Origin of the sequence: Streptomyces sclerotialus, from assembly GCF_040907265.1 — a bacterium.
Taxonomy (GTDB): domain Bacteria; phylum Actinomycetota; class Actinomycetes; order Streptomycetales; family Streptomycetaceae; genus Streptomyces; species Streptomyces sclerotialus.
Genome location: NZ_JBFOHP010000002.1, coordinates 8,174,382 through 8,199,671, shown reverse-complemented (window position 1 = coordinate 8,199,671; position 25,290 = coordinate 8,174,382). Strand labels below are relative to the sequence as shown.

27 protein-coding genes and 1 pseudogene are annotated in these 25,290 nt (G+C 70.7%); 10 read left to right on the top strand and 18 right to left on the bottom strand.

Annotated elements, in window-relative coordinates:
• Positions 1–40: 40 nt before the first annotated feature.
• From AAC944_RS36120 to AAC944_RS36100, 5 genes are all read right to left on the bottom strand, one after another.
• On the bottom strand, positions 41–1,264 hold the full coding sequence (locus AAC944_RS36120) for a serpin family protein (protein ID WP_368396695.1): 1,224 nt from the start codon (positions 1,262–1,264) through the stop codon (positions 41–43).
• A 228-nt stretch (positions 1,265–1,492) separates the two neighbouring features.
• Complete coding sequence (locus AAC944_RS36115; protein WP_030622337.1) at positions 1,493–1,747, bottom strand: hypothetical protein; 255 nt, start codon at positions 1,745–1,747, stop codon at positions 1,493–1,495.
• On the bottom strand, positions 1,744–2,439 hold the full coding sequence (locus tag AAC944_RS36110) for a methyltransferase family protein (protein WP_037773212.1): 696 nt from the start codon (positions 2,437–2,439) through the stop codon (positions 1,744–1,746). The genes AAC944_RS36115 and AAC944_RS36110 overlap by 4 nt, the downstream gene beginning before the upstream one ends.
• Positions 2,440–2,589: 150 nt before the next feature.
• Positions 2,590–2,853: a DUF2933 domain-containing protein gene (locus tag AAC944_RS36105; protein WP_037773191.1), complete on the bottom strand. Its 264-nt coding sequence runs from the start codon at positions 2,851–2,853 to the stop codon at positions 2,590–2,592.
• Positions 2,854–2,945: 92 nt separating this feature from the next.
• Positions 2,946–3,221, bottom strand: a complete 276-nt coding sequence (locus tag AAC944_RS36100) for an SHOCT domain-containing protein (protein ID WP_196943269.1) — start codon at positions 3,219–3,221, stop codon at positions 2,946–2,948.
• Positions 3,222–3,417: 196 nt separating this feature from the next.
• Here AAC944_RS36100 and AAC944_RS36095 point away from each other — a divergent pair.
• From AAC944_RS36095 to AAC944_RS36085, 3 genes and pseudogenes are all read left to right on the top strand, one after another.
• Positions 3,418–3,723, top strand: a pseudogene (locus AAC944_RS36095) (cupredoxin domain-containing protein); the annotation flags it as partial.
• Between the two features lie 280 nt (positions 3,724–4,003).
• The gene (locus AAC944_RS36090; protein WP_368397356.1) at positions 4,004–4,366 is read left to right on the top strand and encodes a hypothetical protein; all 363 of its coding nucleotides are present in this window, start codon (positions 4,004–4,006) and stop codon (positions 4,364–4,366) included.
• Positions 4,302–5,984, top strand: a complete 1,683-nt coding sequence (locus AAC944_RS36085; protein WP_368396693.1) for a copper-translocating P-type ATPase — start codon at positions 4,302–4,304, stop codon at positions 5,982–5,984. Before AAC944_RS36090 ends, AAC944_RS36085 begins: the two co-directional genes overlap by 65 nt.
• Before the next feature lie 594 nt (positions 5,985–6,578).
• Here the strand turns inward: AAC944_RS36085 and AAC944_RS36080 are convergent.
• The 3 genes from AAC944_RS36080 to AAC944_RS36070 all read right to left on the bottom strand — a co-directional run bounded on the left by AAC944_RS36080 (position 6,579) and on the right by AAC944_RS36070 (position 8,855).
• The gene (locus AAC944_RS36080) at positions 6,579–7,460 is read right to left on the bottom strand and encodes a F510_1955 family glycosylhydrolase (protein ID WP_030622328.1); all 882 of its coding nucleotides are present in this window, start codon (positions 7,458–7,460) and stop codon (positions 6,579–6,581) included.
• A 160-nt stretch (positions 7,461–7,620) separates the two neighbouring features.
• A complete protein-coding gene (locus AAC944_RS36075) occupies positions 7,621–8,307 on the bottom strand; it encodes a DUF305 domain-containing protein (RefSeq protein ID WP_030622325.1) in 687 nt (228 codons plus the stop codon).
• Between the two features lie 89 nt (positions 8,308–8,396).
• The gene (locus AAC944_RS36070) at positions 8,397–8,855 is read right to left on the bottom strand and encodes a hypothetical protein (protein WP_368396692.1); all 459 of its coding nucleotides are present in this window, start codon (positions 8,853–8,855) and stop codon (positions 8,397–8,399) included.
• Positions 8,856–9,051: 196 nt separating this feature from the next.
• Between AAC944_RS36070 and AAC944_RS36620 the strand changes: the two genes are divergently transcribed.
• Positions 9,052–9,180 (top strand): hypothetical protein, encoded by a 129-nt coding sequence (locus AAC944_RS36620; RefSeq protein WP_490368280.1) that lies wholly within the window; start codon positions 9,052–9,054, stop codon positions 9,178–9,180.
• Between the two features lie 5 nt (positions 9,181–9,185).
• Complete coding sequence (locus AAC944_RS36065; RefSeq protein WP_368396691.1) at positions 9,186–9,536, top strand: BlaI/MecI/CopY family transcriptional regulator; 351 nt, start codon at positions 9,186–9,188, stop codon at positions 9,534–9,536.
• A gap of 508 nt (positions 9,537–10,044) precedes the next feature.
• Here AAC944_RS36065 and AAC944_RS36060 read toward each other — a convergent pair.
• Both AAC944_RS36060 and AAC944_RS36055 read right to left on the bottom strand, forming a co-directional pair.
• Positions 10,045–10,413 carry a DoxX family protein gene (locus AAC944_RS36060; RefSeq protein ID WP_030622320.1) on the bottom strand — a complete coding sequence of 123 codons (369 nt, stop codon included), beginning with the start codon at positions 10,411–10,413 and terminating at the stop codon, positions 10,045–10,047.
• Between the two features lie 46 nt (positions 10,414–10,459).
• Positions 10,460–11,038 (bottom strand): TetR/AcrR family transcriptional regulator, encoded by a 579-nt coding sequence (locus AAC944_RS36055; RefSeq protein ID WP_030622318.1) that lies wholly within the window; start codon positions 11,036–11,038, stop codon positions 10,460–10,462.
• A 180-nt stretch (positions 11,039–11,218) separates the two neighbouring features.
• Between AAC944_RS36055 and AAC944_RS36050 the strand changes: the two genes are divergently transcribed.
• Positions 11,219–11,836, top strand: coding sequence for a TOPRIM nucleotidyl transferase/hydrolase domain-containing protein (locus tag AAC944_RS36050; RefSeq protein ID WP_030622314.1), 618 nt, complete (start codon positions 11,219–11,221; stop codon positions 11,834–11,836).
• A gap of 121 nt (positions 11,837–11,957) precedes the next feature.
• On the opposite strand, the gene AAC944_RS36045 is transcribed toward AAC944_RS36050, so the two are convergent.
• The 3 genes from AAC944_RS36045 to AAC944_RS36035 all read right to left on the bottom strand — a co-directional run bounded on the left by AAC944_RS36045 (position 11,958) and on the right by AAC944_RS36035 (position 14,675).
• A complete protein-coding gene (locus AAC944_RS36045; RefSeq protein WP_030622313.1) occupies positions 11,958–12,329 on the bottom strand; it encodes a hypothetical protein in 372 nt (123 codons plus the stop codon).
• Between the two features lie 220 nt (positions 12,330–12,549).
• The gene (locus AAC944_RS36040; protein WP_030622311.1) at positions 12,550–13,209 is read right to left on the bottom strand and encodes a response regulator; all 660 of its coding nucleotides are present in this window, start codon (positions 13,207–13,209) and stop codon (positions 12,550–12,552) included.
• Positions 13,206–14,675 carry a sensor histidine kinase gene (locus tag AAC944_RS36035; protein ID WP_051872279.1) on the bottom strand — a complete coding sequence of 490 codons (1,470 nt, stop codon included), beginning with the start codon at positions 14,673–14,675 and terminating at the stop codon, positions 13,206–13,208. Before AAC944_RS36035 ends, AAC944_RS36040 begins: the two co-directional genes overlap by 4 nt.
• Before the next feature lie 142 nt (positions 14,676–14,817).
• Here AAC944_RS36035 and AAC944_RS36030 point away from each other — a divergent pair, with 142 nt between their 5' ends.
• From AAC944_RS36030 to AAC944_RS36020, 3 genes are all read left to right on the top strand, one after another.
• On the top strand, positions 14,818–16,071 hold the full coding sequence (locus AAC944_RS36030; protein ID WP_196943267.1) for a glycosyltransferase 87 family protein: 1,254 nt from the start codon (positions 14,818–14,820) through the stop codon (positions 16,069–16,071).
• Complete coding sequence (locus AAC944_RS36025) at positions 16,043–17,176, top strand: glycosyltransferase family 4 protein (RefSeq protein ID WP_030622304.1); 1,134 nt, start codon at positions 16,043–16,045, stop codon at positions 17,174–17,176. The genes AAC944_RS36030 and AAC944_RS36025 overlap by 29 nt, the downstream gene beginning before the upstream one ends.
• A gap of 323 nt (positions 17,177–17,499) precedes the next feature.
• Entirely contained in the window at positions 17,500–17,880 is a 381-nt protein-coding gene (locus AAC944_RS36020; RefSeq protein ID WP_078888888.1) for a thiol-disulfide oxidoreductase DCC family protein, read from the top strand.
• A 36-nt stretch (positions 17,881–17,916) separates the two neighbouring features.
• On the opposite strand, the gene AAC944_RS36015 is transcribed toward AAC944_RS36020, so the two are convergent.
• Both AAC944_RS36015 and AAC944_RS36010 read right to left on the bottom strand, forming a co-directional pair.
• Complete coding sequence (locus AAC944_RS36015; protein ID WP_030622301.1) at positions 17,917–18,345, bottom strand: GNAT family N-acetyltransferase; 429 nt, start codon at positions 18,343–18,345, stop codon at positions 17,917–17,919.
• 132 nt (positions 18,346–18,477) lie between these two features.
• Positions 18,478–19,176 (bottom strand): haloacid dehalogenase type II, encoded by a 699-nt coding sequence (locus tag AAC944_RS36010; RefSeq protein ID WP_030622299.1) that lies wholly within the window; start codon positions 19,174–19,176, stop codon positions 18,478–18,480.
• 257 nt (positions 19,177–19,433) lie between these two features.
• Between AAC944_RS36010 and AAC944_RS36005 the strand changes: the two genes are divergently transcribed.
• On the top strand, positions 19,434–20,168 hold the full coding sequence (locus AAC944_RS36005; protein ID WP_030622296.1) for an SDR family oxidoreductase: 735 nt from the start codon (positions 19,434–19,436) through the stop codon (positions 20,166–20,168).
• Between the two features lie 191 nt (positions 20,169–20,359).
• On the opposite strand, the gene AAC944_RS36000 is transcribed toward AAC944_RS36005, so the two are convergent.
• The 3 genes from AAC944_RS36000 to AAC944_RS35990 all read right to left on the bottom strand — a co-directional run bounded on the left by AAC944_RS36000 (position 20,360) and on the right by AAC944_RS35990 (position 25,228).
• The gene (locus AAC944_RS36000) at positions 20,360–21,235 is read right to left on the bottom strand and encodes a DUF4231 domain-containing protein (RefSeq protein ID WP_030622294.1); all 876 of its coding nucleotides are present in this window, start codon (positions 21,233–21,235) and stop codon (positions 20,360–20,362) included.
• 139 nt (positions 21,236–21,374) lie between these two features.
• Complete coding sequence (locus AAC944_RS35995; protein ID WP_030622291.1) at positions 21,375–22,010, bottom strand: hypothetical protein; 636 nt, start codon at positions 22,008–22,010, stop codon at positions 21,375–21,377.
• Positions 22,007–25,228, bottom strand: a complete 3,222-nt coding sequence (locus tag AAC944_RS35990; RefSeq protein WP_030622289.1) for a WD40 domain-containing protein — start codon at positions 25,226–25,228, stop codon at positions 22,007–22,009. The genes AAC944_RS35995 and AAC944_RS35990 overlap by 4 nt, the downstream gene beginning before the upstream one ends.
• Between the last annotated feature and the right edge of the window lie 62 nt (positions 25,229–25,290).

Below are 25,290 nucleotides of genomic sequence, written 5' to 3'. Positions count from 1 at the left end.
CCACACCGTCGTCGTCCACCGTCGCCGTCGGCACCGCCGGTCACCCGTTGATTCCCTCCTCTCGGTACGGCTGCGGCTCCGTGACCCAGCCGGCCGCGAGGACGAGGCCTGAGAGGCGGTGTACGGCCAGGAAGCCGAAGGGGCGGTCGAAGGTGGCGTACACCTCGGTGGTCACGTACTTCTCCTCCGGGAGCCGGGCGCTGCCTGCCATCAGCGCCATGGCGGTCACCGCTGCGGACTTGAAGCCCTTCTCGGTGAAGGCCGCGGTGGCCGCCTGTCTGGCGGAGCCGATCGCCGTCGGCCGGTCGCTGATGCCGGGGAAGTGGCCCGCGGACCGGTCGGTCGCCGCGCTCAGCCCGAAGAGGCCGGCGTGGCTCGTCAGGTCGTGCTCGCCGAAGATGTCGAAGGCGACGGTGTTGACGTGGAGCTTCGGCGGAGTGGGGCGGAAGTGGCGCGCCTCGTGCACGGTGACGCCGGGTCCGGCCGTGCCGTACGGGAGTCGGCCGCCCGGTACGACGTGGTGCCGCCCGGCGAGGATGCCGACGCCTGCCTTCAGTACCTGGCCCGGGGGCATGGTCTCGTCACCGAGGAGCAGGTGCACGTCCATGCCGGCGGTGCCCACCACTCTGAGGTCGGTCACGTGTCCGGCAGGGGTGTCCGCCACGCCGACGCGGTCCAGCAGCGAGGTGGTGCGGTGCAGCCCGGCCAGCTCGCGGTCTTCCCACGGGCCCGAACGGGGACAGGCGTAACCGGCGGCGAAGGGACGTATCCACTCGGTCTCCATGACGAGCGCGCTCGCCAGTACCAGTTCGGTGTCCCTGCGCAAGGCGACCGGCATCTGCTTGACCAGCCCGCGGGTCCGTTCCGCCGCCCACCTGTCGAGCGCCTTCCGGTCGGACCTGAGCCAACCGGTCAAGTTGCGGTGGGCGTGCGGCGGCAGCCCCGCGAGCCATTCCGCTCGCGCCTTCAGCTTCCGGCTGGTCCACAGCCCCAGCGCCGCGTCCACTCCCCGGAGTTCGTCGAGCGCGACAAGGAACGTCCGCGCGGTGTGTGCCGCACGGTCGGCGGGCAGACCGACGGCCTCCGCCAACTGGTCGCGCGCCGTGCCGCTCGCGCCGTCGGCGAGGAAGGCGAGCAGCGGCCACACACCGGCCGCGGAGAGCACCGTGCCGCTCGCGACCGTCTCCGCCCATCGTGTTGTCAGGCCGTTGACCGCGCCGACGGTCTCGTCGATCACCTGCTTGTCCGCGTGTGTTGCCCGCACTCCGCCCCCGTTTCACACTGCGCCTGCCAGCTTGATCTCGATCCACACTAGCCGGGTACGAGGGCGGGGTCGGCAGCCGGACCCCGCCCGGTGGCGGGGGGGTGGCGGGGGGGCACGGGTGGTGCAGAAACCAGGACTTCCGCCTGCCTGACCCCGCCGGCGCGGCGGCCCCAGGCAGGCACCGTGTCAGGAACACCAGGTCAGGAGCACCGGATCAGGGACACCGAGTCAGGAAGCGGATGACGAGTCGGTGGTCACGTTGTCGCGTACGCGGAGGCGTTCGCCCAGGAGGCCGCCCAGCGCGGTGAGCAGGGCGATGGCCATCAGGAGAACGGCCGCGGGCCAGGAGGTGGCGCCGCCGGCAGCGTCCAGGAGGGCGGTGGCGAGGAAGGGCAGGAAGCCCGTCAGCGCGCCCGCGAGGTTGTAGGCCAGGGCCACGCCGCTGTAGCGCAGGTGCGGTGCGCCGGGAACACGTGCGGTCACCTGCGGCCGGTCGGCGGGTGGGGGATGTGCGTTCCGGGGATGTCCGGGTGCCGGGGCGTGGGCGCTGTGCGGAGCCGCCTGGGCCAGAAGGCGGGGGTGCGTGCGGCGTAGGCGCTCCACTCTTCACCGAATCGCCGTGCCACCTCACGTTCCTCGTTGCGGGCCAACCGGAGGTAAACGCCGACGAGGACCGGGAACATGATCAGGGTGGGGATGGTGGGCCACTGCAGCAGGAAGCCGGTCATGATGAGCAGGAAGCCGTCGTACTGGGGGTGCCGGACCTTGGCGTACGGGCCGGTGGTGGCCAGTTCGCCATTCCGGGCGGCGGTGTGCAGTACTTTCCAGGAGGCGGCGATCAGCCAGAATCCGCCGCCGATCGCGACATAGCTGGCCAGGTGGAAGGGGCTCAGGTGGGGGTCGCCGGTCCAGCCGACCAGGTCGTTCCACAGGTGTCCGCCGGCGTGTGTGTCCTCAAGGAGCGGGAAACGGTTGCCGAGCCAGCTGCCCAGCAGGTAGATGGTCAGCGGAGTGCCGTACATCTCGGTGAACAGTGCCGCCAGAAAGGCGGTGTAGGCGCCCATGGCCCGCCAGTCCCGCCTGGTCTTCGGGTGGAAGAAGCCGGCCGCGAACACCACGAACAGCAGGGTGTTGAACACCACCAGAGGCCACAGCCCGTATGCGGCATCGGCCATCATGTCCTCCTCGAACGAGCCGCGGACCGGCGGCGCCCGGGCGATGCGCGATGCCGATGAAGATCGCTCGCTGATCTCTCACGGGAGGGCTGCCGGAGGGCTGCCGGACGCTCGCCTGCGGTCGTTACAGATGCCTGGACCCTGCGGTCGCTACGGACGCCTGGCTTCGGGGCGCTGGTGCCGCCGGTCGGATTCACCCAGCGGATCGCTCCGGTCTCGGTCGACGTTGCGGGAGCTGCCGCCCTGGTCCTGATGGCCGTGCATGCCGCGCATCATGAGCAGCATCATCAGCGGGCAGACCAGGACGATGGCCAACACTGCGAGTGTGCTTGCGGGCACGCCGAGAGCGAGGGCTCCGACCATGAAGATGGCGAGTGCGATTGCGTACAAGCCGTAGGGCTTCTTGTTCTGCATCGTGGGCCTCCATCGTGGGCCTCCATCGTGGGCCTCCTCTGCGCAAGGGCGGCTGGTCCGGGGACCTGTGGGCCTTGCGTCCGGCTCCGTGGTCAGGTTTTGGTGAAGGGGCCGCCGGCGTGCCCGGAACGCAGCGTGGCCAGGCTGCGTTGGTACTGCTCTTCATCTATCTCGCCGCGGGCGAACCGCTCGGCGAGCAGCTGTTCGGGCGAAGGGGCAGCGGGGGCATGTGTGTGCTCGTGCGGCCGACTGAGAGCGCGGATGGCCAGGACAGCGACTGTGATGATCACTGCCCAGAAGACCAGCATGCCGGCCGACATCGCGAACCAGCCCCACCCGCTGACGTTGTGGTCGTACCAGAACATCATGGTGTGCCACCTCCTCCGGAGCACGAGCGCCTCGTTCCGGCCTGCTGCCGGTGGACGGGGCTCTTGCCACTCACGGTCTCTTACGCGCGGGCGCGCGCCCAGGGCCTGAGCGGTCCTGAGTGCCAGGCCGTTCGGCCCCTGCCAGGTAGGGGTAGCGGCGGACGAGGATGGGCAGCCACGCAGGGAGGCGGTCGCCGTGAGTGTCCCCGATCTTGTCGTCGTTGCCGCTGCGGTCGGCGCGGTCGCCGGCCTGGCATGGTTCTTCTTCGGACCGCGCCCTGCCCACACAGCTCTGGTGGCGGGCGGGGTGCAGCGCGTGGCCGTGACCGTGCGGGGCGGTTACCGCCCCGATCTCATCCGCGTCCGGCAGGGAATGCCGGTGGAGCTGGTCTTCGACCGGCAGGAGTCCGGGGAGTGCACCTCCCGGGTGGTCTTCCCCGACCTGCGCGTGAGCGCGGGGCTGCCCGCGTACGAGCGCACCACCGTGCGCCTGAGTCCCGATACGGCGGGGTCCTACGGCTTCGCGTGCGGAATGAACATGGTCCACGGCACGCTGCTGGTCGAACCGGAATCGACAGCACGAGCGCCGGCGCCTGCACCTGAACCGGTACCGGACGCCACCAGGGGCCGTTGCCGGCGGTGGCGGGGACCGGGTCCTCGCCGGGGACCGTACGCCGGACCGGCCCTCGGGCGGCGAGAACGCGGCCCAGGCGGAGGCGGCGGAAGCCGCCGAGCGCCGTGCCGAGATCCAAGACCTGGGCCGTCGGGTCACCATGGGAGCGGTGCTGACGCTGCCGGTGCTCTTCGCCGTCATGACGCACGAGCTGTTCGGTGCCGACTGGGTGCCCGGTTGGCTGCTGAACCACTGGCTGCAGCTGGCGCTGATCACCCCGGTGATGTTCTACACCGGCCGGCCGATCCACTCGACCGGCTGGCTGGCCCTACGGCATCGCGGCGCCGACATGAACTCCCTCATCACGCTTGGCACATCGGCCGCGTACGGATACAGCCTGCTGGTCACCCTCGCCCCCGGGCTGCTGCCGAGCGAGGTGCGTAAGGTGTACTTTCGAGGCGGTCGGGGTGATCCTCACCCTGATCCTGTTGGGCCGGTTGCTGGAGGCCCGTGCCGAGGCCGGTACCGGTGAGGCGATCCGCGCCCTGCTGGGGCTGCAGGCCCGCACCGCCCGGGTGGTCCGTGACGGTACCCAGGAGGAGATTCCGGTCGAGGACGTCGTGGTCGGCGACGAACTGGTGATCCGGCCCGGTGAGAAGGTGCCGGTCGTCGCCGCCGTGCTCTCCGGGTCCTCGCCGGTGGACGAGTCGATGGTCACCGGCGAGCCGATGCCGGTCATCAAGCGCGCCGGGGACACCGTCATCGGCGCGACCGTCAACGGCAGCGGTGCGCTGCGCGTGCGCGCGAGCAAGGTCGGTGCCGACACGATGCTGGCCCAGATCATCCGCCTCGTGCGGCAGGCGCAGGCGTCCAAAGCTCCCATCCAGCGGCTCGCCGACGCCGTGTCCGGCTACTTCGTGCCCGTCGTGATCGCCATCGCCGTCGCTGCTTTCGCTCTCTGGTACACCCTCGGCCCGCCGCCGGCCCTGACCCTCGCGCTGGTCTCCGCCGTCGCGGTGCTGATCATCGCCTGTCCGTGTGCGCTCGGACTCGCCACACCGCTGTCGGTGATGGTCGGCACCGGGAAGGGCGCCCGCGCCGGCATCCTCATCCGCTCCGCCGAGGCGCTGGAGACCGCCCACAAGCTGGACACCGTGGTCCTGGACAAGACCGGCACCGTCACCGCAGGGACCCCCGCGCTCACCGATGTGCACCCCGTCGACGGCTTCGGGAAGGACGAATTGCTGGCGCTGGTCGCCGCGGTCGAGGAGATGAGTGAGCACCCCCTCGCGACGGCGATCGTCGCCGGTGCACGGCAGCGGGGCCTGGCCCTGCCCGAGGCCGACGGGTTCGACTCCGTCACCGGCAAAGGGGTCAAGGCCACGGTGGACGGCCGTACCGTCCTGGTCGGCACCGCCCGACTGCTCGGCGACGCCGGGATCGCCCCTGGCGGCCTCGCCCCCGTCGCCAGCGGCCTGTCGGCCCAGGGCAAGACTCCGGTGTTCGCCGCTGTCGACGGCACACCGGCCGGAGTGCTGGCCGTGGCCGACACCGTCAAGGAGGACTCCGCCGCGGCCATCGCCGCACTGCGCCGGCTCGGCCTGGAGGTCGTCATCCTCACCGGTGACACCGCTCGCACCGCCGAGGCCATCGCCCGGCAGGTGGGCGTGGCACACGTGCTGGCCGAGGTGCTGCCACAGCACAAGGCGGACGAGATCCGCCGGCTGCAGCGCGAGGGCCGTACGGTGGGCATGGTCGGCGACGGCATCAACGACGCCCCGGCGCTGGCCGCCGCCGATGTCGGCCTCGCCATCGGCACCGGGACCGACGTCGCCGTTGAAGCCGCCGACATCACCCTCATCTCCGGCTCGTTGACCGGCGTGGTCACCGCCGTCCGGCTGTCGCGCGCCACCATGCGCAACATTCGCCAGAATCTGTTCTTCGCGCTCGCCTACAACGCCGTCGGCGTACCCGTCGCCGCCGGTGCCCTCTACCCGCTGTGGGGGATTCGCCTCAGCCCGATCCTCGCCGCCGCCGCGATGGCGCTCTCCTCGCTGTCGGTGGTCACCAACGCCTCCCGCCTGCGCCGCCGGCGCATCACCCAGCCGCCACCGGCGAACGGTGCCGATCAGGGAGGCGGCCCGCGCTGAACTCCGATCCGGCTCGGACCCGGTGCCGGCTCGGAGCCCACCGCGGGCCACACGGCCGATCTGCCGGCCCGGTCGCACCGGCTTGGCGGAGAAGTCCGGCGCCCTCTCCGCCGCACTGCCCCGCGCCATGCCTGTGACTGGTAACCACACGGATGACCGCACCGACCAACGTCGAAAACCGATGCAAGTGCCCGACTCGGTCGGCCATCCTCACCGCACCCTCGGTGCCCGATCGTCATGGTCAGGAACATGGCGTCGGAGTCCTGCCCAGAGGACTTCTCGAGTTTCTCCATGTCTTCCGTGCCGGTCAGCGGGCCGCCCAGGACGCGGAGGTCCCGGCACCGACTACTCGACCGCAACACAAACCTTCCGCACCTGCCTTGTGTCCGCCTTGCGCAACGGCCCGGTCGGCACTTGGTGGTTCCTCCGGAAGTACCCGTGCTGGAGACTCCGCCTCCGTCCAGGCCCACAGGCGACCCGGGAGAACGCCATCGCCCACATCACCGAAGCGCTCGAAGGTTCCGTCGCCCCAGAGCACAACGGCGGGTAAGGCGCTGCCGCGGCGGCTGAACCACGCCGCGGCAGCAGGACCTGTCAGTGATCGCCGCCGGATACCACGGCGAGACGCCTGGTGAAGGTTTCACCGCCGTCCTTCGATTCGTGGACCCCGCTCTGGGTGGCGGCGACGACGTGCTTGGCGTCGACGGCGGTGAGAGCCTGCGGCTGCCCGCCGGGGACCGTCGAGACCTTCTTCCAGGAGCGGCCCTCATCACGGCTGAGGCTGAGCGCACCGGAGGGGTCGATGCCGTACAGGGTGTCCGGGGCGGGCCAGGACACGAACGCCATGACGGGGGCCTTGCCATGGCGGAAGGTCTTACCGCCGTCGGTGCTCCTGGCCACCCCCTGCTCCGTGGTGGCCAGGACCGTGTCGGTGTCCTTGGGAGCAACCGCGATGTCGAGGGCCTGAAGGGTGCCGCGCTTCTCCCAGTTCACGCCGTCCTTGCTGGCACGCAGGAGGCCGCTCATGCTGTCGTAGCCGTAGAGGGTGCCGTCGGCGTAGTCGAGGGCGTGGAAGTCGACGTCGCCGCTGAGCGACGTGTCCTTCCAGGTCTTGCCGGCATCGGTGCTCTCGATGAGGCCGAGGTTGCCGGGTGCGTCGTCTCCGGGGGCCGGATGACCGCTGGCCACGAAGGTGCCGGCCTTGGTCACGGTGAAGCCCATGAAGTCGTCCTTGCGGTCGCCGACGAGTTGCGGGGCACCGTCCTTGCCCGGGGTGTAGATGCCTTGGTGAGTGGCGACGTGGAGCTTGCCGTCGGCCGGGTCGATGCCGAGGCCGTGGATGTGGCTGATCACGGTGGCGGAGGGCTCGTCTCCGCCGCTGTCAGCGCTGTCGTCGGAGCAGGCGCTGAGGGTGAGCGCGAGAGCCGCAGCGAATGCGGCCAGGGCAACAGGGCGCTTGTTCGGGCGCATGTTCATGGGAGGGTCCTGATGATCGTGTGGCCGCACCGGGTCGATGTGCGGCGAACCGGTGTCGGCAGGGGCGATGGGCCGGTGTCGGCGGAGCTGATGGCAAGAGCGACGGGTCGACCGCGGGCCGTCTCTGCAGAGGCCCGCGGTCGACTCGTGAACCGCTTGGTCAGAGCCGGTCGAGGATCTTGTTCAGCTGGTCGACCTCGGTGGACTGGGCCTTGACCACGTCACCGGCGAGCTTCTTCGCCGTGGTGTTCTTGCCGTTCTTCTGCTCGTCCTTGGCCATGTCGATCGCACCGTTGTGGTGGTCGATCATCATCTTGGCGAACATCTTGTCGAAGTCCGTGCCCTTGGCGGCCTTGAGCTCCTTCATGTCCTTGTCGGACATCATCCCGGACATGCCGGAGCCCTCGGAGCTCCCGGAGCCGTGGTCCATCCCGGGCATGCCGCTGTGATCCATGCCGCCGCTGGGCGACGTGGGCTCGCCCCACGCCTTGAGCCAGGACTTCATCTTCTCGATCTCGGGGCCCTGGGCCTTCTCGATCTCCCCGGCGAGGTCCTTGACCTCGGCGTCCTTGGCTCGGCCGTCGGCGAGCTGCGACATCTTCACGGCCTGCTCGTGATGGGGGATCATCATCTGCGCGAACATCACGTCCGCGTCGTTGAACGCGCCCGGTGCCGGGTTGCTCCCGGAGGTGACACTCGCCGAGGGGCTCTTGCTCCCGTGATCCATGCCGCTCATGTCGTCGTTGCCGCCACAGGCGGCGAGGAGCAACCCCGCGGCGGCAACGGTGCCGACCAGGGCGATACGGCGGGTTCGCGGACGGTGGATGCTTCGCTTGATGGCGTTCATGACAGGAAACCTCGTGCTTGTCTGTCGTTGCGAAATGGGTGGCGAACAGGCAATGCGGGCAGCGGAAAGCGCCCGCGATGGTGTTCGGCCTATATCCGCAGGACTGACAGGCGAGCGAGGACGGGTCTGCGCGGTGGCGGCTCGGGACGCAGGGCGGCCAGGAGACCGGCACGAAGCCGTACCAGCCAGTCCGTCCTGCGGCGGAGCGCCGCCCAGAGGAGGCCGGCCAGGACCCACGTGCCGAGCACGGCCACGCACAGCGAGGTCATGTCCATCGCCATGCCGGGGGTGTGCGAAGACGCCTTCGCGTCGTGGTCCGCGGCCTGCGGGGCAACGACGACTGTCGGTGTCGTAGCCGCATCCATGCCATGGTCCGGGTGGGCGCTCGCGACAACACCGTGCGCGGCCGCTCCCCTCTCCATGGGCGTACCGGTCCCGGAGGTGTCCTTCGGGTGACCCAGCGTGTGCATCACGAAGATCCCCAGCGCGAGCACGACGACGAGCAGCAGGTGCCCCCAGGCACCGGCCGCTTGCATCTTCCGGCTCACACGCACAGATATGACCTCCGGACCCGACCATACCGAAGGACTCCGGCCGGCTCCCTGCTGGTCGCCAGGTGTGCCGGCGGAAGAGGGCCAGGAGGCGGTCGAGGGGCTGGTCGAGAGTGGGGACGAGCAAGGCAGCTGGACGCGCCGGTCCAGGGGGGGAAGGAGGTCCAGGGGGGAAGGAGGTGCGGGCGCCTCCGTGATCCTCGGCATCGCGGGCGGCCAGGTGCTCGACCTGCTCGGCGGGCCGCTCGTCCGCTGGCTGGGGCGCCTCCCCGCCCGAACCGCGTACTACGCTCGCATAGTAGGCACCGGCTCGGGAAGGTGATCACGGTGACCCTGGGGGCACTGGAGAACGACGTCATGCAGGCGTGCTGGCGCGAGAAGCGCCCGATGTCCGTGCGTGAGGTGCTGGACGTGCTGAACGAAAGTCGTCCGCGGCCGCTCGCGTACACGACGGTGATGACCGTCATGACTCGCCTTGCCGAGAAGGGCATGCTCGACCGGTCGCGTCACGGCCGCGGGTACGAGTACACACCGGCCGTCGCCGACGAGGCTGCGCTCGCCGTACGAGAGGTGTTGCGCACGCACGGGGAGAGCGCGGTCGCGCACTTCGCGGCCGAGGCTTCCCTCGATCCGGAGCTGCGTGAGCGGCTGCGTCGGTTGCTGGCGGAGGCCCCATGACGGATACACCGCCGGTGCGCTGCGGCGGGGACAGGGCGTTCTGGCTGCTGGTCGTCTTCACCGTCGGGCTCTGCGCTGCGGTCACGTTCGTCACATGCTGTCTCGGGATGGCTCTCGCCTGGCAGATCGCGCACCGCGGAGTGGATACGCTGCAGCTCCGGACCGTTCTGGGCGGGAGCGGCGCTGCTCGCCCTGTCCGTCGGTGGCGCCGCCCGTTCGACCGGACGGCTGTGGCACGGGCTGCGCGCAAGCCGGCAACTGCGGCGCGCAGTGCAGGAACGGGTCGCGGCGCGCTCGCCGGACGAAGCCAGGGCGCTCGAGGCTGCGGCTCTCCGAGCGGGGCTGCAGAGTGAAGTGGACGTGTTCGACACCGCGGCGCCGTGCGCGTTCACGTATGGCCTGTTGCGTCCCAGGGTGGCCGTCAGCACCGGCACGCTGAGACACACCACGGTCCAGGAGCTGAGCTCGGTGCTCTGCCCCCTGACACAGTGGCTGCGCCCATGGCGTGTCACAAGCGCACGAAGCTCACCACGAGTACGGCCAGGGAGAGCAGGAGCATGCCGAGGCAGTTGATCCAGAACGCGGAGTTCAGGGCTCTCGCACGAAGGTGGGCGACGGCGGCCGCGAGGAAGTACACCACGATGGCCGCGGTGGTCGTCATGGCGACGCCGGGCACCCAGAGCCCGGCGAGGAGCCCCGCGACCGAGGCCAGCTTGGCCGTGGTCAGGGCCCACCACCAGTCGCGCGGGAACCGTACGCCTTCCAGGCAGTCGACTATGAACTTCGGCGGGCGCAGCATCATCACGGCGTCGCCGGCTTGCGTCACGAGCAGGACCAGGACCGGCCAGACCGGAGAGGGAAGTTCGGAGAGAGACATCGGGGATTACCTTTCCTGCGCGGTGGCGAACTCGGCTCGCACGCGCTCACGCGGTGACGAACTCAGCGGTGTGCCGGATTCTGGTTGCCGTCTGCTGGTGATCGGTGGTTCCCGCAGCGAGCAGCATCAGCTCGCCCAGGTAGCTGGTGAACATCACCTGCGCGCCGAGCCGGGCGCGGGCTTCCGGCATGCCCGCGTTCACCATCGCGGCGGTGAGATTGCCCTCGGTCAGCGTGCGCAGACCGCCGAGGGCCGCGTTCTCGGGTCGGCCTCGGGTCAGGGCCCGGAAGTACGCGCGCGCCAGTTCTTCGTGCTCGACGAACAGGTCGATGAACGGGTGGAAGTAACGGGACAGGTAATCGACCGCAGGAGTGGTGGACCCGGCCTCCGGGGGCGCGGGGATGCGGGCGGCGATGGCCTGGTCGTACACCAGGCTCAGCAGTGACTCCTTGTCCCCCACCGCCATCACGGCACCTACGGAGACGCCTGCCGCCGTGGCGATCTGACGCACCGTTGTGCCGTGGAAGCCGTGCTCCTGGAAGAGTCGTGCGGCAGCCTCTGTGACGCGGGCCGTAGTACGTCGTTTCTGTTCAGCACGAGTTGGCTGAACGCGTTCACCGAACATGTTCAGGATAGTAGAAGGCGCGGGTACGGCAACGCAACGGTGTGGGCTGGGCGGTTGCAGCGAACAGTCACGGCATGGTGGACCGTCTGCGAACGGCAAACGCGAATCGGGGGCCGGGCGTTCGAGGAGGGGCGTCGAATATCGGGTGCCGTGCCGTCGGCGGGGGTGCAGACTCGCTCCATGGCGGATATGGGTGCGTTCCGGGACGCGGTGAGTGACTGGGCGGCCGGTGGTCCCGGCGGGCCGGCGAGTGAACTGGCCGTGCGGCTGGGGGTGCGGACGGCGGTGCTGCTGGAAGGGCCGAGCGACCTCGCGGCCGTCGAGACACTGGCCGCACGGCGTGGCCGGGACCTGGCCACCGAGGGAGTGTGCGTCGTACCGATGGGCGGAGCGATGAGCGTCGGCCGTTACGCCTGCCTCCTCGGGCCGCCGGGCCTTGGCCTCCGCCTGGCCGGACTGTGCGACAAGGGAGAGCAGCGCTTCTACGAACGCGGCCTGGAGCGGGCAAGAGCGCCGCACCGGGACTTCTTCGTGTGCGTGGCGGACCTGGAGGACGAGCTCATCCGCGCACTGGGCACGGCAGGAGTCGAGGAGATCGTCCGGGCCGAGGGTGACCTCCGCCCCTGGCAGACCTTCCTGAACCAGCCCGCACAACACGGCCGATCCCGGCAACAGCAGTTGCGGCGCTTCCTCGGCACGAAGAAGGGCCGCAAGATCCGCTACGGCAGTCTTCTCGTCGAAGCCCTCGATCTCGACGACGTGCCGGACCCGCTCGACGATCTCCTCACGAGCCTGTGACCAGCAGAGATGCGAGGGTACGGATGGGGTGCGGGGAGTGGTGACGTGACGGCGCCCGGGCCGGGCCCCTGTTCCTGAGGGGCCCGGCCCGAGCGAACTGCTGTGCCCCGTAGGGGTGTTACTACGGCCGCACGAGGAGGATCGAGTTGATCGGCGTCAGGTCCTTGTCCACGTAGTACCCGGGCTGGATGTAGCCCTGGCAGTCCCCCGTGCCGTTGTAGCCCGTGCAGGTGCGAGCCGTCGCTCCCCCGGTCTGGTTGTTCAGGACGTAATGCTGCCCGACCTGGTTGCTCAGGTTGTGGGCCCCGTAGCTGTAGAAGACGAGCGACGGGCGGTCGCCGTTCCACCCGGCGTTCTGCGGGTAGACGCACACGGCTCCAGAAGGACAGCCGTGCAGGCTGGCGGCCGGGGCTGCGGTGGCGTTGGCCGCACCCACCGTGGCGAGTGCTCCCACGGCGAACGTCAGCGCAGCGGCCTTGGCGATCTTTCGCATTCTTCTCCCCCTTGTTCTCCCATGGCACGACATGCCGCAGAGACCGCCGATACACCGCCCGACGGGCTGCGTCACTGTCGCAACAAGAATGCTCCACGACATACCGCGCTCACATCATCCTTTTCCACCTTGAGCGAAATACCGGGCATAAGGGTTCGACTCGTGGTATTGCCGCGCTCCTCGCGAGCAAGAGTGCCGGGCGCAAGAGCGCCGGGCGCGATCACGAGGCGGGCTCCACCAGGCCCATCTCGTACGCGCGGATCACCGCCTGGGCGCGGTCGGCCAGCCGGAGCTTGGTGAAGATGCGGTTGATGTGGGTCTTCACCGTGTGGTTGCTGATCGTCAGGCGCTGGGCGATGTCCGCGTTGGACAGACCACGGGCGATGAGCGTCAGCACCTCGGCCTCCCGGGTGGTGAGCTCACCGGCGTCGCAGTGCGGCCGGGCCGCCGACGGGCGCTGGCGGACGAACTCCGTGATGAGGCGTTTGGTCACTTCAGGTGCCAGCAGGGCGTTGCCGGCAGCCACCACCCGTACCGCGTGCAGGAGTTCGGGAAAGGTGGCGTCCTTGAGCAGGAACCCGCTGGCTCCCGCGGACAGTGCGTCGTAGACGTAGGCGTCGAGATCGAAGGTGGTCAGCATCAGCGCCTTCGTCGCGGTGCCGGGCCGGGAGAGGATGATGCGGGCGGCCTCGATGCCGTTCATCGTGGGCATGCGGATGTCGAGCAGCGCGACGTCCGGCCGCAGCTCGTCGGCGAGCCGTACCGCCTCCGCGCCGTCCTCCGCCTCGCCGACGACCTCGATCTCCTCCTGCGTCGACAGCAGGTTGGCGATGGCCGTACGGACTATGGCCTGGTCGTCGGCGATGAGGACGCGGATCATGACGCGCCTCCGCTCGCCGCGCCGGCGGGCCGCCGTACGGGCAGCTCGGCGGCGACACGGAAACCGCCGCCCGGCTCCTGGCCCACGGTGAGCCGGCCGCCCAGGAGCGCGGCGCGCTCGCGCATGCCGGCGAGGCCGTGGCCCGGCACCGCCTCCGGGCGGGGCGCGGGCGCCGGCGCGCTGCCGTCGTCGGCGACGGACAGGTCCAGCCGGCCTGGGCGGTACTCCACGTCCACCATCGCGTGCGCGCCAGGGGCATGGCGGCGGACGTTGGTGAGCGCCTCCTGCACGATCCGATAGGCCGTCAGCTCCAGCGTCCCCGGCAGGTCACCGCGCGCCCCCGCGGTCCGCAGGGTGACGCTGCCGCCCGCCGCGCGGTGCTGCGCCATGAGGTGCTCCAGGTCGGCGAGTGACGGCTGCGGGGCGAGTTCCGCGCCACCGGCCAGGGACGCACCACCGGCCGGCTCCACGCCACCGCCTCGCTCCACGCCGCCGGCGAGTTCCGCGCCACCGCCCAGCCTCGCGCCACCGGCCAGGGACGCACCACCGGCCGGCTCCACACCGCCGCTTAGCCCTACGCCACCGGGGAGTTCCGCGGCACCGCCCAGCTTCGCACCGCCGGGAACTTGCGCGCCGCTGGCCAGGGCCGTACCGCTGGCCAGGTCCGCGCCGCCAGGCAGCTGCGGTTGCGCGGCACCGTACACGGCGGTGCCCGAGCGCAGGACGCCCAGCAGTTGTCGCAGCTCGGTCAGCGAGGAACGGGCCGAGGCGGCGATCTGCTGGAAGCCGTCGCGCGCCTGCGGGGAGAGGTCAGGCGTGGTGTAGGTGGCGCTCTCCGCCTGCAGCGCGATCACCGAGACGGAGTGGGCGACCACGTCGTGCAGTTCGCGGGCGATGACGGCACGTTCCTCGGCCACCGCCCGGCGGCGTTCCTCGGCGATCAGCCGGGCCTGTGCGGTGTCGCGTACCTTACGGGTCTCCTCCCGGCTGCGCAGCGCGTCGCCGAGGCTGACCGTGGCAACGATGGCCACCGCGATCATGAAGCCGTCGACGAAGTGCGTCGCGGTGAGGGCTTCCGGCCCGTACTGCCCGTAGTAGCCGCGCAGTATGCGCAGCCAGTTGACCAGGAACGCACCGGCCGCTCCGCACGCAGCGAGGACGAACGGGGCGGTCACCCGGTGCCTGGCGAGTGTGAAGAAGCCCAGGGAACCGGCCACGCACGCGGTCACCCACAGCTGGCCCCAGGTCAGCCAGCTCGCGAAGGAGCCGGCCACGGACACGTACGCGACGGCCGGGTGCGAGCGGCGCCATATCAACGGGACGGTGGCCGCGAAGGTGGCGGCCAGGATGACCGGTGACATGGCGTCCATGCGCCGGATCTCGGGGACGGCGAGGACGGTCAGCACCCCGCCCGTGACCCACGGGAAGAACGGGGAGGCGAACCATGCGCGCGGGGAGAGCCTCATGCCTCCATCCTCGGGCCGGCCGCCCGAGGCCGCGTCGTCGTCGAGGATGATCCAACGACACCGTGTAGTACCACGGGTTGACCGCAGAGAGCGGAGCCTGCTCCGACGCGCCGGACCCCCTCCGATCCCTAACGTCCTGGTCATGTTCTCCGCTTTCCGCCACCCGCCCCTTCCCACCGAGCGCCGCTGTTGGGCGCTGTGCGCGGGGTGCGCGCTGCTCATGGGCGCGGTGACCGACCTCGGACCGCACCGCGTATGGGCGTTCACGGCCGGCGCCGGCTACGCGGCCGCCGCGCTCGCCGCCGGCCGGTCCCGGCGCTCCGGAAGCGCGGTACCGGCGGCCCTGGCGGTGGTGGGGGCGGTGCTGCTGCCACTCGTCGTACTGGTCGCGGCGGACCGGGCACAACCGGAGGTCGCGGTCGTCGAACGCTCGGCGCGGCTGCTGCTGCACACCGGCAGCCCGTATCTCGCGAACGCCACCGACGTCGCCGACTACAACCCGTACCTGCCAGGCATGTCCGTCTTCGGCCTGCCCGCCGCGCTGCTGGGCCCCGGCCCGGCGACCGACGCCCGCTGGTACTTCACCGCCGTCTTCGCCGTGACCATGGCGGCTGCCCTGCGCATCGCCCGGCGCTCGGCGCCCGTCCCCGTACTCCTCATGTCCGCCTGCCCGCTCGTGGCGCTGCCGCTGGCCACGGGCGGCATAGACCTGCCGGTCGCTGCCCTGGCCTGCCTGGGACCGGCATTCGCCGGGCGAGGTGACGGCGGGCGCGCGGGCCTGGTCGTGGGCGCCGCGGCGGCCCTGAAGTGGACGGCCTGGCCGGCGGTACCGGTGGCGCTCGCGCTGCTCTCCGTACGGTACGGCCGGCGCCCCGCGCTGCACTGCGCAGGCAGCTGCCTCATCGTCCTGGCGGCCACGGTGGTGCCTGTCGCCCTCGCCGATCCAGCGGGACTGGCCGCCAACGCCGTGGCTTTCCCACTCGGCCTGACCGACGCGGTCTCCCCCGCCGCCAGCCCGCTCCCGGGCCATCTCCTCGCGGCCCACCTGCCCGGCGGCCGGCTCGTCGCGGTCGCCGCGCTCGTCGCCGCGGCGGTAGCCATGGCCGCCTCACTGGCCGTCGCCCCGCCACTCTCCACCCGAGCGGCGGCCGACCGGCTCGCGGTCGGCCTCGGCCTCGCCATCTGTCTCTTGCCTGCGACCCGGTTCGGCTATCTCCTCCTCCCCTTCGTCCTCGTGGCGTGGCTGCGGCTCGCGCAGCCGTCGTCGCCGTCGTCGCCGTCGCCGTCGCCGTCGCCGTCGCCGGAGCGGAACCGCCGGACGAAGCCCGTCCAGACCGCCGCTTCGACCTCCCGAAAGGCCTACGCGCATGCCCCGTACGCTCATCGTCACCAATGACTTCCCGCCCCGGCAGGGCGGCATCGAAACCTTCGTGCACGCCATGGCCGCCCGGTTCCCGCCCGGCGAGGTGCTCGTCTACGCCTCCGACGCACCCGGCAGCGCCGCCTTCGACGCCCGGCAGGCGTTCCCCGTCGCCCGCGACCGGTCGCGCACGCTGCTGCCGACGCCTCGCGTGGCGCGCAGAGCGGTGGCCCTGGCAAGGAAGTTCGACTGCGACAGTGTGTGGTTCGGGGCCGCGGCCCCGCTCGGGTTGCTGGCCGGTCGGCTGCGCCGCGAGACGGACGTACGGCGGATCGTCGCCACGACACACGGACACGAAGTGTGGTGGGCGCGCGCACCAGGGGCGCGAACGGCGCTGCGCCGCATAGCGGACACGGTCGACACCGTCACCTACCTCGGCCCCGCCACCCGCGGTCCCATCGCCGCCGCGCTCGGCCCACGCGTCGCGGACCGGATGGCGCGCCTGGCACCCGGCGTGGACGCGTCGGCATTCCACCCCGTCTCCGGCGGACACGAGCCCCCGGAAACCGGCATTGCTCCCCGACGCCCGGTCATTCTCTGCGCGGCCCGCCTGGTGCCGCGCAAGGGCCAGGACACCCTGATCCGCGCATTGCCGCAGGTCCGGCGAGCGATACCCGGCGCCGTCCTGCGCCTGGTAGGCGACGGCCCGTACGCCGAAGGGCTTCGCGAGCTGGCCGCCGTGGAGGGCGTCGCCGACGCCGTACTCATCGAAGGCGGCCGCGCACACGCCGAGATGCCCGCCACCTACGCGAGTGCGGACGTGTTCGCCATGCCGTGCCGCACCCGCCGCTTCGGCCTCGAGGTCGAAGGGCTCGGCATCGTGTTCCTGGAGGCAGCCGCCGCCGGTCTGCCGGTGCTCGCGGGCGACTCGGGCGGCGCGCCCGAGGCCGTACAGGACGGCGAGACCGGTTACGTCGTCAACGGCCGCGACGTCGATGCGGTCGCACAGCGCCTGACCCAGCTGCTCCAGGACCCGGAAACCGCCCGTGAAATGGGCGCGAAGGGCCGCGCCTGGGTACAGCGCCAATGGAGCTGGGACCATACGTACACCCAACTGTCGACGCTGCTCGGCCGAAAGTGAGAGGCCGTTCGATGTGGCCAGGAACGAACCAGGGAGTGAACATCGCCGATCCACGTGCGTGGCAGAACACCTTGTGGCGCGCATACGATACGCGCCGGCCGGGCGCACCTCGTTTCTCGCCCTGTGGCGGCCCGTATCACGCACGACGCTCACGGAAAACGAAATACGGGCATACGGCCATAAGGACTCACGGGCTTACGGGCTTACGGGCGCGCACGGACTCACGCAGGCACGGACGGACGGCCGCCGCTTCACCTTCCGTCGCCCCTGATGGCTCACGCGCGTCTGCCGGCGGGGCTGCCCGCAGACGGCATGATGGAATCATGCGAACTCGGCCTGTGCTGGTTTTTGATGGGGACTGTAGTTTCTGCACCTCCTCGGTGAGATTCATCGAGCGGCATCTTCGCCCCCGTTGCGCATCGATTCCGTGGCAGCGGGCTCCCTTGGCCTCCTTCGGTGTGCCACGTCGGCGGGCTGAGCACGAGGTGCTGTGGGTGACACCCACCAACGAGGTGCACGGTGGCGCGCAGGCCGTCGCCAAACTGCTGATGAGCGCGGGAAAAGGGTGGGCTGTGCTGGGAGCGACGCTCACCTTCCCACCGATGCGCTGGCTCGCTCGTGCCCTCTATCAGCTCATCGCGCACAACCGTCATCGGCTCCCAGGAGGTACTCCGGCCTGCGCCCTGCCCGCCGACCGGCGGTAGTACGCCGGCCGGAGTCGGACGGCACGGCAACGCCCTTCACGACAGCTCCTTGAGGAAGTACACGTCCTCGTGCCCGCCCGGAATGCCCGGAAGACGGCCGGTCTCGCGATAACCCTGCCGGGCGTAGAAATCTGGCGCCTGGAAGGAATACGAGGATACGGTCATCCGCGCGCAGCCGCGCCGACGGGCCTCGTCCTCCGCCGCCTGAAGCAGACGGGCGCCCCAACCTGCGTGCCGGTGGTCCTCATGGACCCACAGCAATTCGATGCTCCCCAGGTCTCCCCAAGTGCTGCCGGTAAGGCCGCCGATGGTCTCGCCGTCTGCAGCCGTGACCCGGACACTGAACTCCGTCTCCTCGACCACCCCCGTGACAGCGCTGTTGAACTCGGTCAGCCGCTCATCCAGCAGATCTTCCAATTCCTTGTCGGCATCGCCGGTGCGCAGGACGGGCTCATCGTTGGTCATTCCGCCAGTGTGGACCACGGACGGCGGCCAGGTCAGCTTGTTTACGTCACGCAGCGGTGCGGCCGCCACCACGTACCGGCCCTATGGGCGGGCGGAGCTCCCTCGTACACCGAATATGCGATGGGCGGGAGCCTAGGCGTTGACGAGTTGTTCGGCCTGGTCGGCCAGGTCGGCCAGGTGGTCTGCGTACAGGTCGAACCGGTCCGAGGGGGTGGGCGGGTCGCCGACCGGGCGAGCGACGTAGGCGGTGCGCAGGCCGAGGTGCTGCGCCGCGCGCAGGTCCCAGGCGTGGGCGGCGACCATCAGCAGCCGCTCCGGCGGTCGTCCCGAGACGGTCACGGCCAGCTGGTAGACAGCTGGGTCCGGCTTGTACGTTCGGACGTCTTCGGCGGACAGGGCCTGGTGCCAGCGCAGTCCGGCGTGGGCGTTGATCCCCAGCAGCGCCGTCCGGCTCGCGTTGGACAGTCCGATCAGCGGGAAGCGTCCGGCGAGCCGGGCGAGCCCGGCCACGGTGTCGGGCCACGGCGCGAGCCGGCGACCCGACGAAGCCAGCGCCGTCACGGCGGCCGGGTCGTCGATGCCGACGGCCTCAGCGACAAGCCGGGCGGCTTCCAGGTCAAGTCCGTCGCTGGGGAGAAAGGGCCGGGCGCCGTCGAGGATGCGGCGCTGCTCGCGGTCGATGTGCTGCTGCCACAGCGCCAGAAGTTGCTCGATCCTGGGATCGTCGAGCGAGGGGGCGAGTTCACGAATGCCGGCGCGGATCCCGGCCGGTTCGTCGACGAGCGTGCCGAGCACGTCGAACACCACGGCGTCGATGGCTACCTCTGGCATGGGAAGAGTCTCCTGTACGAAGCAGGCGTGAATGTAGCTGCTGGCTCAACGCGGCGGGAAGCGACCTGATTCCCGTCCCGCGCACGAGAACCACATGCGCTGGTCGCCCCGCTATCGGGCTCGGCCGATGTACTGCCCGGGTGTGGCGCACCCAGGCAGCACACGTCCTGGTCGGCGGTCTTCGACCTGCTCAGACTCGAAGCTCTGCCGGGCTCCATCGGAGCTGTACCAGCGCTCTCCTGGAAGGAAAAGCAGGCATGACACACGCAGCCAAGGTCGTGGCAGTAACCGGAGCAAGCAGTGGTATCGGAGAGGCGACCGCTCGTCGCCTTGCCGCCGATGGACACCGGCTGTTTCTCGGAGCGCGGCGCGCGGAGCGTCTTGAGGCGCTGGTCAAGGAGATCACCACGGCGGACGGCACTGCGGCGTTCCGGCGGCTGGATGTCACGGATGCCGCTGATGTACGGGACTTCGTGTCCGCTGCCCGCGAGCGCTACGGCCGGGTGGACGTGGTGGTCAACAACGCCGGAGTGATGCCGCTCTCGCCGCTGGAAGCGCTGAGGGTCGACGAGTGGAACCGGATGATCGACGTGAACGTGCGGGGTGTTCTGAACGGTATCGCGGCCGCTCTGCCCTCGATGCGCGCTCAGGGCGGCGGGCACTTCGTGAACATCGCCTCCGTCGGCGCGTACGAGGTGTCGCCCACCGCCGCTGTCTACTGCGCCACCAAGTTCGCCGTCCGCGCGATCTCCGAAGGGCTGCGCCAGGAGTCCGCCGGGGACATCCGGGTCACCCTCGTCTCCCCGGGGGTGACCGAGTCCGAGCTCGCCGACGGCATCTCCGACCCTGTGGCCGGTGAGGCCATGAAGACCTACCGCGCCGTAGCGCTGCCTGCCGCTGCCATCGCGGAGGCCATTGCGTACGCCGTTTCCCAGCCTCCGCAGGTCGATGTCAACGAGATCGTCGTCCGTCCCGCCGCAAGCGCGCAGTGACCGCGGTAGCGCCCACGTTTCCAGCAGCATGAGGCCGGAGCCGGTTCGACGTACCGTACGGGGCCGTCGCGTGCGTCGACGGCGTCGTGCCGCCTCGCATGCGGGAAGCGCGCCCTCACATATGGGCCCTCGCATGCGGGAGGCGCGCCTCTCATATGGGCCCTCACATATGGGCCCTCACATGTGGGCCCTCACATGTGGGAAGCGCGCCACAGGGTGTGTTCGCGCGAGACGGCGTCCTCGGCGTTCGCCACGAAGGTCGCCCATTCCGCCTCGGTGACCGGCCGTTGGGCGCGGAAGGCGATCGTCGCCAGCTCGTGCCGGGCGACGGCGTACGCGACGGCGAGGGTCTTGTGCTGCTTGGTCTGCACCCACGCGGTGCCGCCCGCGGCGACGGCCGCGCACACGCCGAGGAGGTCCACGTCGATGACGCCCGTCACCTTCGCGACACCTGCGCAGACCCCGAGCAGTTCGAGCACCGTGAGGGTGAGCGCCCAGGTGGTGCTTCTGCGCTCGTTCCACCGCGACTTGGTGCCGTACCACTCACGCTGGTTCTCGATACGCTCCCGCAGGTAGATCGCCCGGCGTTCGTCCAGGGACAGTTGTCGCACCCGCGTCATCTCCGTGGTGACCTGCTCAGGGGTGCCCTCGACGGGGACGAGCCAGGCGGCCTCGACGTCGGCCTCGATCTCCGTGAACCGGGTCAGCAGCAGCTCGGCAGCGGTTTCGGTCGGGGTCTCCTCGGTGCCCATCGGACTACCGCCGACCATGTAGCGCCAGGTGAGCGTCTTCGCCGACTCGGCGACCGCGCGCCCCTCGTACCAGATGCGGTCCGGGCGTTCCTTGAGCAGGTACACCTCGGTGACGACGGCCGCGCAGAAGGCCACCACTGACGCGGCGGCGGCGAGGTCAGCTCCGTTGACCTGCCAGCTGAACACGCCCAGCGCGGCCGCGGCGACCAGCGCCCCCAGCTGGCACTTGGTCGCACGCAGGTAACGCCGTTGCCCTTTGAGGGAGTTGGCGTCTGCTGCTCTGAAGAGCGCTGGAAAGTCCTGGTACTCAGGCATTGCTCCCCCGTTCGGTGGATTCACCGGTCCACCCGCTCGGCCGCCGAAGCCACATGATCGCAGACGGTGCACCTGCTGGGTGTCCGTGTCTGGGTGTCCCTGTCCCGCGAACTCTTCCAGTAGCGGGTCGAGGCGCGTCTTACGGCTTCGCCTCTCGTTCGAACTTTTCGCCGTTCCAGGTGAAGGTGCGCTCCAGCCGCAAGGAGGGGCAGCAGAAGGCGTCGTCAGGGGTGTAGGCGGCAAGGCTCAGGGTGACGGACCTGCCGGAGAAGGAGATGTCGCCCACCCTCGGTCCAGGGCCGTTCGCCTTCTCCTCGGCGCTGAGGAGTACCGCGATACGCTCGGGCGCTTCCGGGGACGAAGAGCCGTCGTACACCTCCAACTGCTGCGGGAACGTGGACGCTTGGTGGCGGCAGGTGAACGAGACGAAGGCGTCGGGCACTCCCGTACCGCGGACATCGGCGAACCAGGTGTTGAGGATCTCGATCCCTTCGTTGCCCGCGCCGGTGCAGTCGATGTCGTCGATGGCGGCGGCCCAGTCCGTGTCCGCCAGTGGTGTTCCCTCCGGCGTACCGGGCTCGTCCGGTGAGGTTTCCTTGCCCGGGGCCGTCGCGGAGCTCTGGCCGGAGCGGTTGCCGGCCTTCGAGGCGTCGCTCTCCTCGGAGCTGCCGCATCCGGCGATGAGCAGGCTTGCGAGGAGCGGGAGAAGTACGGAGAGGCACAACGGGAGTGAACGGCCCGGGGGCCGCCGGGCACTGGGGGCGTAGCGCGTCATGGTCTGCTCACCTCGATCGTGTGCGGCTGGATCGGTAGGACCGGATGGTCGCGGATGCGTGACGGGTCGGCGCAGGTTCGGACGGCGACACCGGTGGCGCCGGTCAGGGCAGGGGTGCTCCGGGTGCGGTGCAGTGCCGCGTCGACCAGTCGGCACAGGTCCCGTTCGGTGCTTCCCTGCCAGAGCCGTACCTCCCCGTCCGCGCCGCCGCTGACCAGCCGGGTGCCGTCCGGGGACCAGCTCAGCGACGTGACAGTCCCGTCGTGCGCCTTCTCCCGCAGCTGCGGTGGTACGTTGCGGCGCGGTTCCCACCAGCGGATCGTCCCTGCGCCGTCGCCCGCGGCCAGCCGCGTGGAGTCCGGGGACCAGGCGAGCGCCTCGACGGAGGCGTCACCGGACGTGCGGACGCCCGGCAGTGGAGTACCGGTCTCGCCGTTCCACAGACGGATGGTGCCGTCCACCCCGCCGACGGCGATCAGCTTGCCGTCCGGCGACCAGGCCATGCTGCGTGCCAGATGCCGGGAGGCCTTCGGGGCGGCGCCCCAGGGCTGTCCGCTCGCCGCGTCCCAGAGGTGCAGCGAGCCGTCCGGCAGTACGGCGGCCACGTGTCGGCTGTCGTGGGACCACGCCACGGAACGTACCGTCTGCTCAGTGTCCTCCGCCTCACCGTTCGCCTGTTCCCCGCCGCTCGACTGCGCGCCGCCGCTCGACTGCGCGCCGCCGCTCGTTCGTGTCTCGCTGCTCGACTGCGTGCCGCTGCTCGCCTGTGTCTCGCTGCTTGTCTGTGCCTCGCTGCTTGTCTGTGTCTCGCTGCCTGTCTGTGTCTCGCTGCTCGCGGTGGCGTCCCGCGGTTGTCGGCGCGTCGGTTTTCCGGTGGCGGCGTCCCAGATCCGGACCGTGCCGCGGCGCGTTCCCGAAGCGACGCGCGTACCGTCCGGGGACCAGGCGGCGGCGAGCGCGCCTCCGCTGCCCCACCAGTGCCCGTCGGTGGTCGCACCGCGGCCGTCGGCGCGTACGCCGCGGCGCGCCTCGGACACCGAACGTGGCAGCAGCCCGTCCTGACCGACCCTCAGCAGCTGGCGGCCTTTCGGATCCCATACGACGGCCATGACGTCGTCCCCCGGCCGCCGCGGCCGTTCCGGGCTGTCGAGGACGGGTCTGCCCGTACGGGGATCCCAGACCCACACGGTGCCGTCACCGCTGCCGCCGGCGATATGGCGGCCGTCCGGTGACCAGGCCACGGAGCGGATGGCCTCGGTGGGCCCGGACAGCCGGGCCTGGTCGGGCGACGGGGGCGCGACCTCCCATAGCCGCACCACTGACCTGGCCGGTCCGTTCCGGCCGTCCGAAGCGTCGCTGACGAACACGCCCGCCAGGGACCGGCCGTCGGGAGACCAGGCGAGCCCACCGGTGAGCAGGCGGTTGCTGTCCCGGCCGAGCGCCTCACCGACTGCTTCACCCGTGCCCGCATCCCACAGCCGGACGGTCCCGGCGAAGTCGGCCGCGGCCACCCGGGTGCCGTCGGGCGACCAGCTGATCTCCTTGACGCCGTCGCCGAGCCGCTCGGACGACGATGCCAGGACCTCGCCCGTCCGCCCGTCCCGCCACGTGATACGCCCGTCCCTGGTGCCGATGGCGATCCGGCGGCTGTCCGGCGACCAGGACGGCGCCAAGAGGTCGCGCCCCGCCCGCTCGGACCACAGGAGCCTGCCCCGCCGGACGTCCCGTATCTCGAAAGACTCCCAGGTACGGGAGTACAGGAACCGGCCGTCGGGCGACCAGGTCAGATCGTGGATCCTCTCCTCGGAGCGCGACGGGGGGCGCAGCCCCTTCTGGAGCAGTCGGCCGGTCCTGACGTTCCACAGGCTGATGCCCTCCCGTTGCGAGGCCACGGCAAGCGTGTCTCCCCGGGGTGAGAGCTGCATGTCGGAGACCGTGTGCTGCGGGGACTCCTCCGGCAGCACGTGCGGGCCCGCGGTGACTTCGCCGGAGACGTTGTCGCGTACGGCGTAGGCGGGCGGGCCCTCCACGGACCCTTTATGGGTCAGCAGCAGTGACCGGCCGTTCCCGCTCCACTGGACGGACAGGGGAGTCATCCGGTCGATCCTGAGCTCGGAGGGTTCCCGGTACGTGACGACGCTCCTGCCCTCCCGCACGTTCCAGTGGGCCACTCCCCCGGTCTCGTCGGCCAGCCACAGCCGCCTACCGTCCGGGGACCACCGCAGCGCGGGTTCGAAGACGGACCTCACGGGAACTTCGCCGACCAGTCGCGCCCGCCACGAGCCGAGGTCCCGTACGGCTGCCGTGAACGCGGCACGAGCCTCGGCGAGGGGCGGGGTGATGCGCTGTTCGGCCGCGATGGCGTAGGCGAGTGCCGTGTAGGGGTCGGTGGCGTTGCTGGACTGCGCCGCGTACTGGCGGACTTCGGCGAGCGCTGTCTGGTTCCGCGCCGTGTTCCGCTGCTGCACAGCGGTCACGGCGGCGAGTGCGGCGATCACGGCGAGTGCGGCCAGGACGGCGGTCGTCAGCAGCACGTGGCGCCGCGTCCTGCGGTGCTGGCGTACGTCCTCGCCGATCAGCCTGTCCTTGGCGACACCGTGCAGCGGGGCCGCCAGGGCAGCTACAGCGCTGCGGAACTCCGGGTCCCGCAGCGACAGTTCCGGCCTGGTACGGGCCCACCCCAGGAGTACCGCGTTGGGCTCCTCCCGGAAGCGGCCCGACAGACATCTCGGCAGCGCTGTCGTGCGCCGCCAGTCGAAATCGCCCTGGGCAGCGTCCCAGGCCATACCGGGCGGCTGACGGCTGCCGTCGGGCGGCGGGTCGGTGAGGACGATGACGAGGTTGTCGACGCCCCGGTGGGTGCACCAGTACTCGACCTCCTGCTCGACCCAGGGCGCCCGGGCCGACTGTTCGCAGGCCAGGAGGATGAAGAAGCGCGAATCGTCCATCGCTTCCTGGAGGGAGGTCCACAGCTGGGAGCTCGCGGCCAGGCTGCCCTCGTCCCGGAACACCCGCAGGGCACGCAGCCGGTACCACGGCTTGGCGAACGCGTGCAGACCGTGCTGGATACCGCGGGCCAGTTCACCGTCGGCGGCCCTGCTGTACGAGATGAAGGCGTCGTACGCGTACCGGCCGTCGGCCTCCCCCGGCACGGCAGGAAGCCGGTCGTCGGCGCCACGGCGTCCGTCGTCGGCGCCACGGCGTCCCTCGGCGACCACGGGACGTCCCTCGCCGGAGACAGGAAGTCCGTCGCTGGGTAATCGGCGTGGGACCAGGAAAC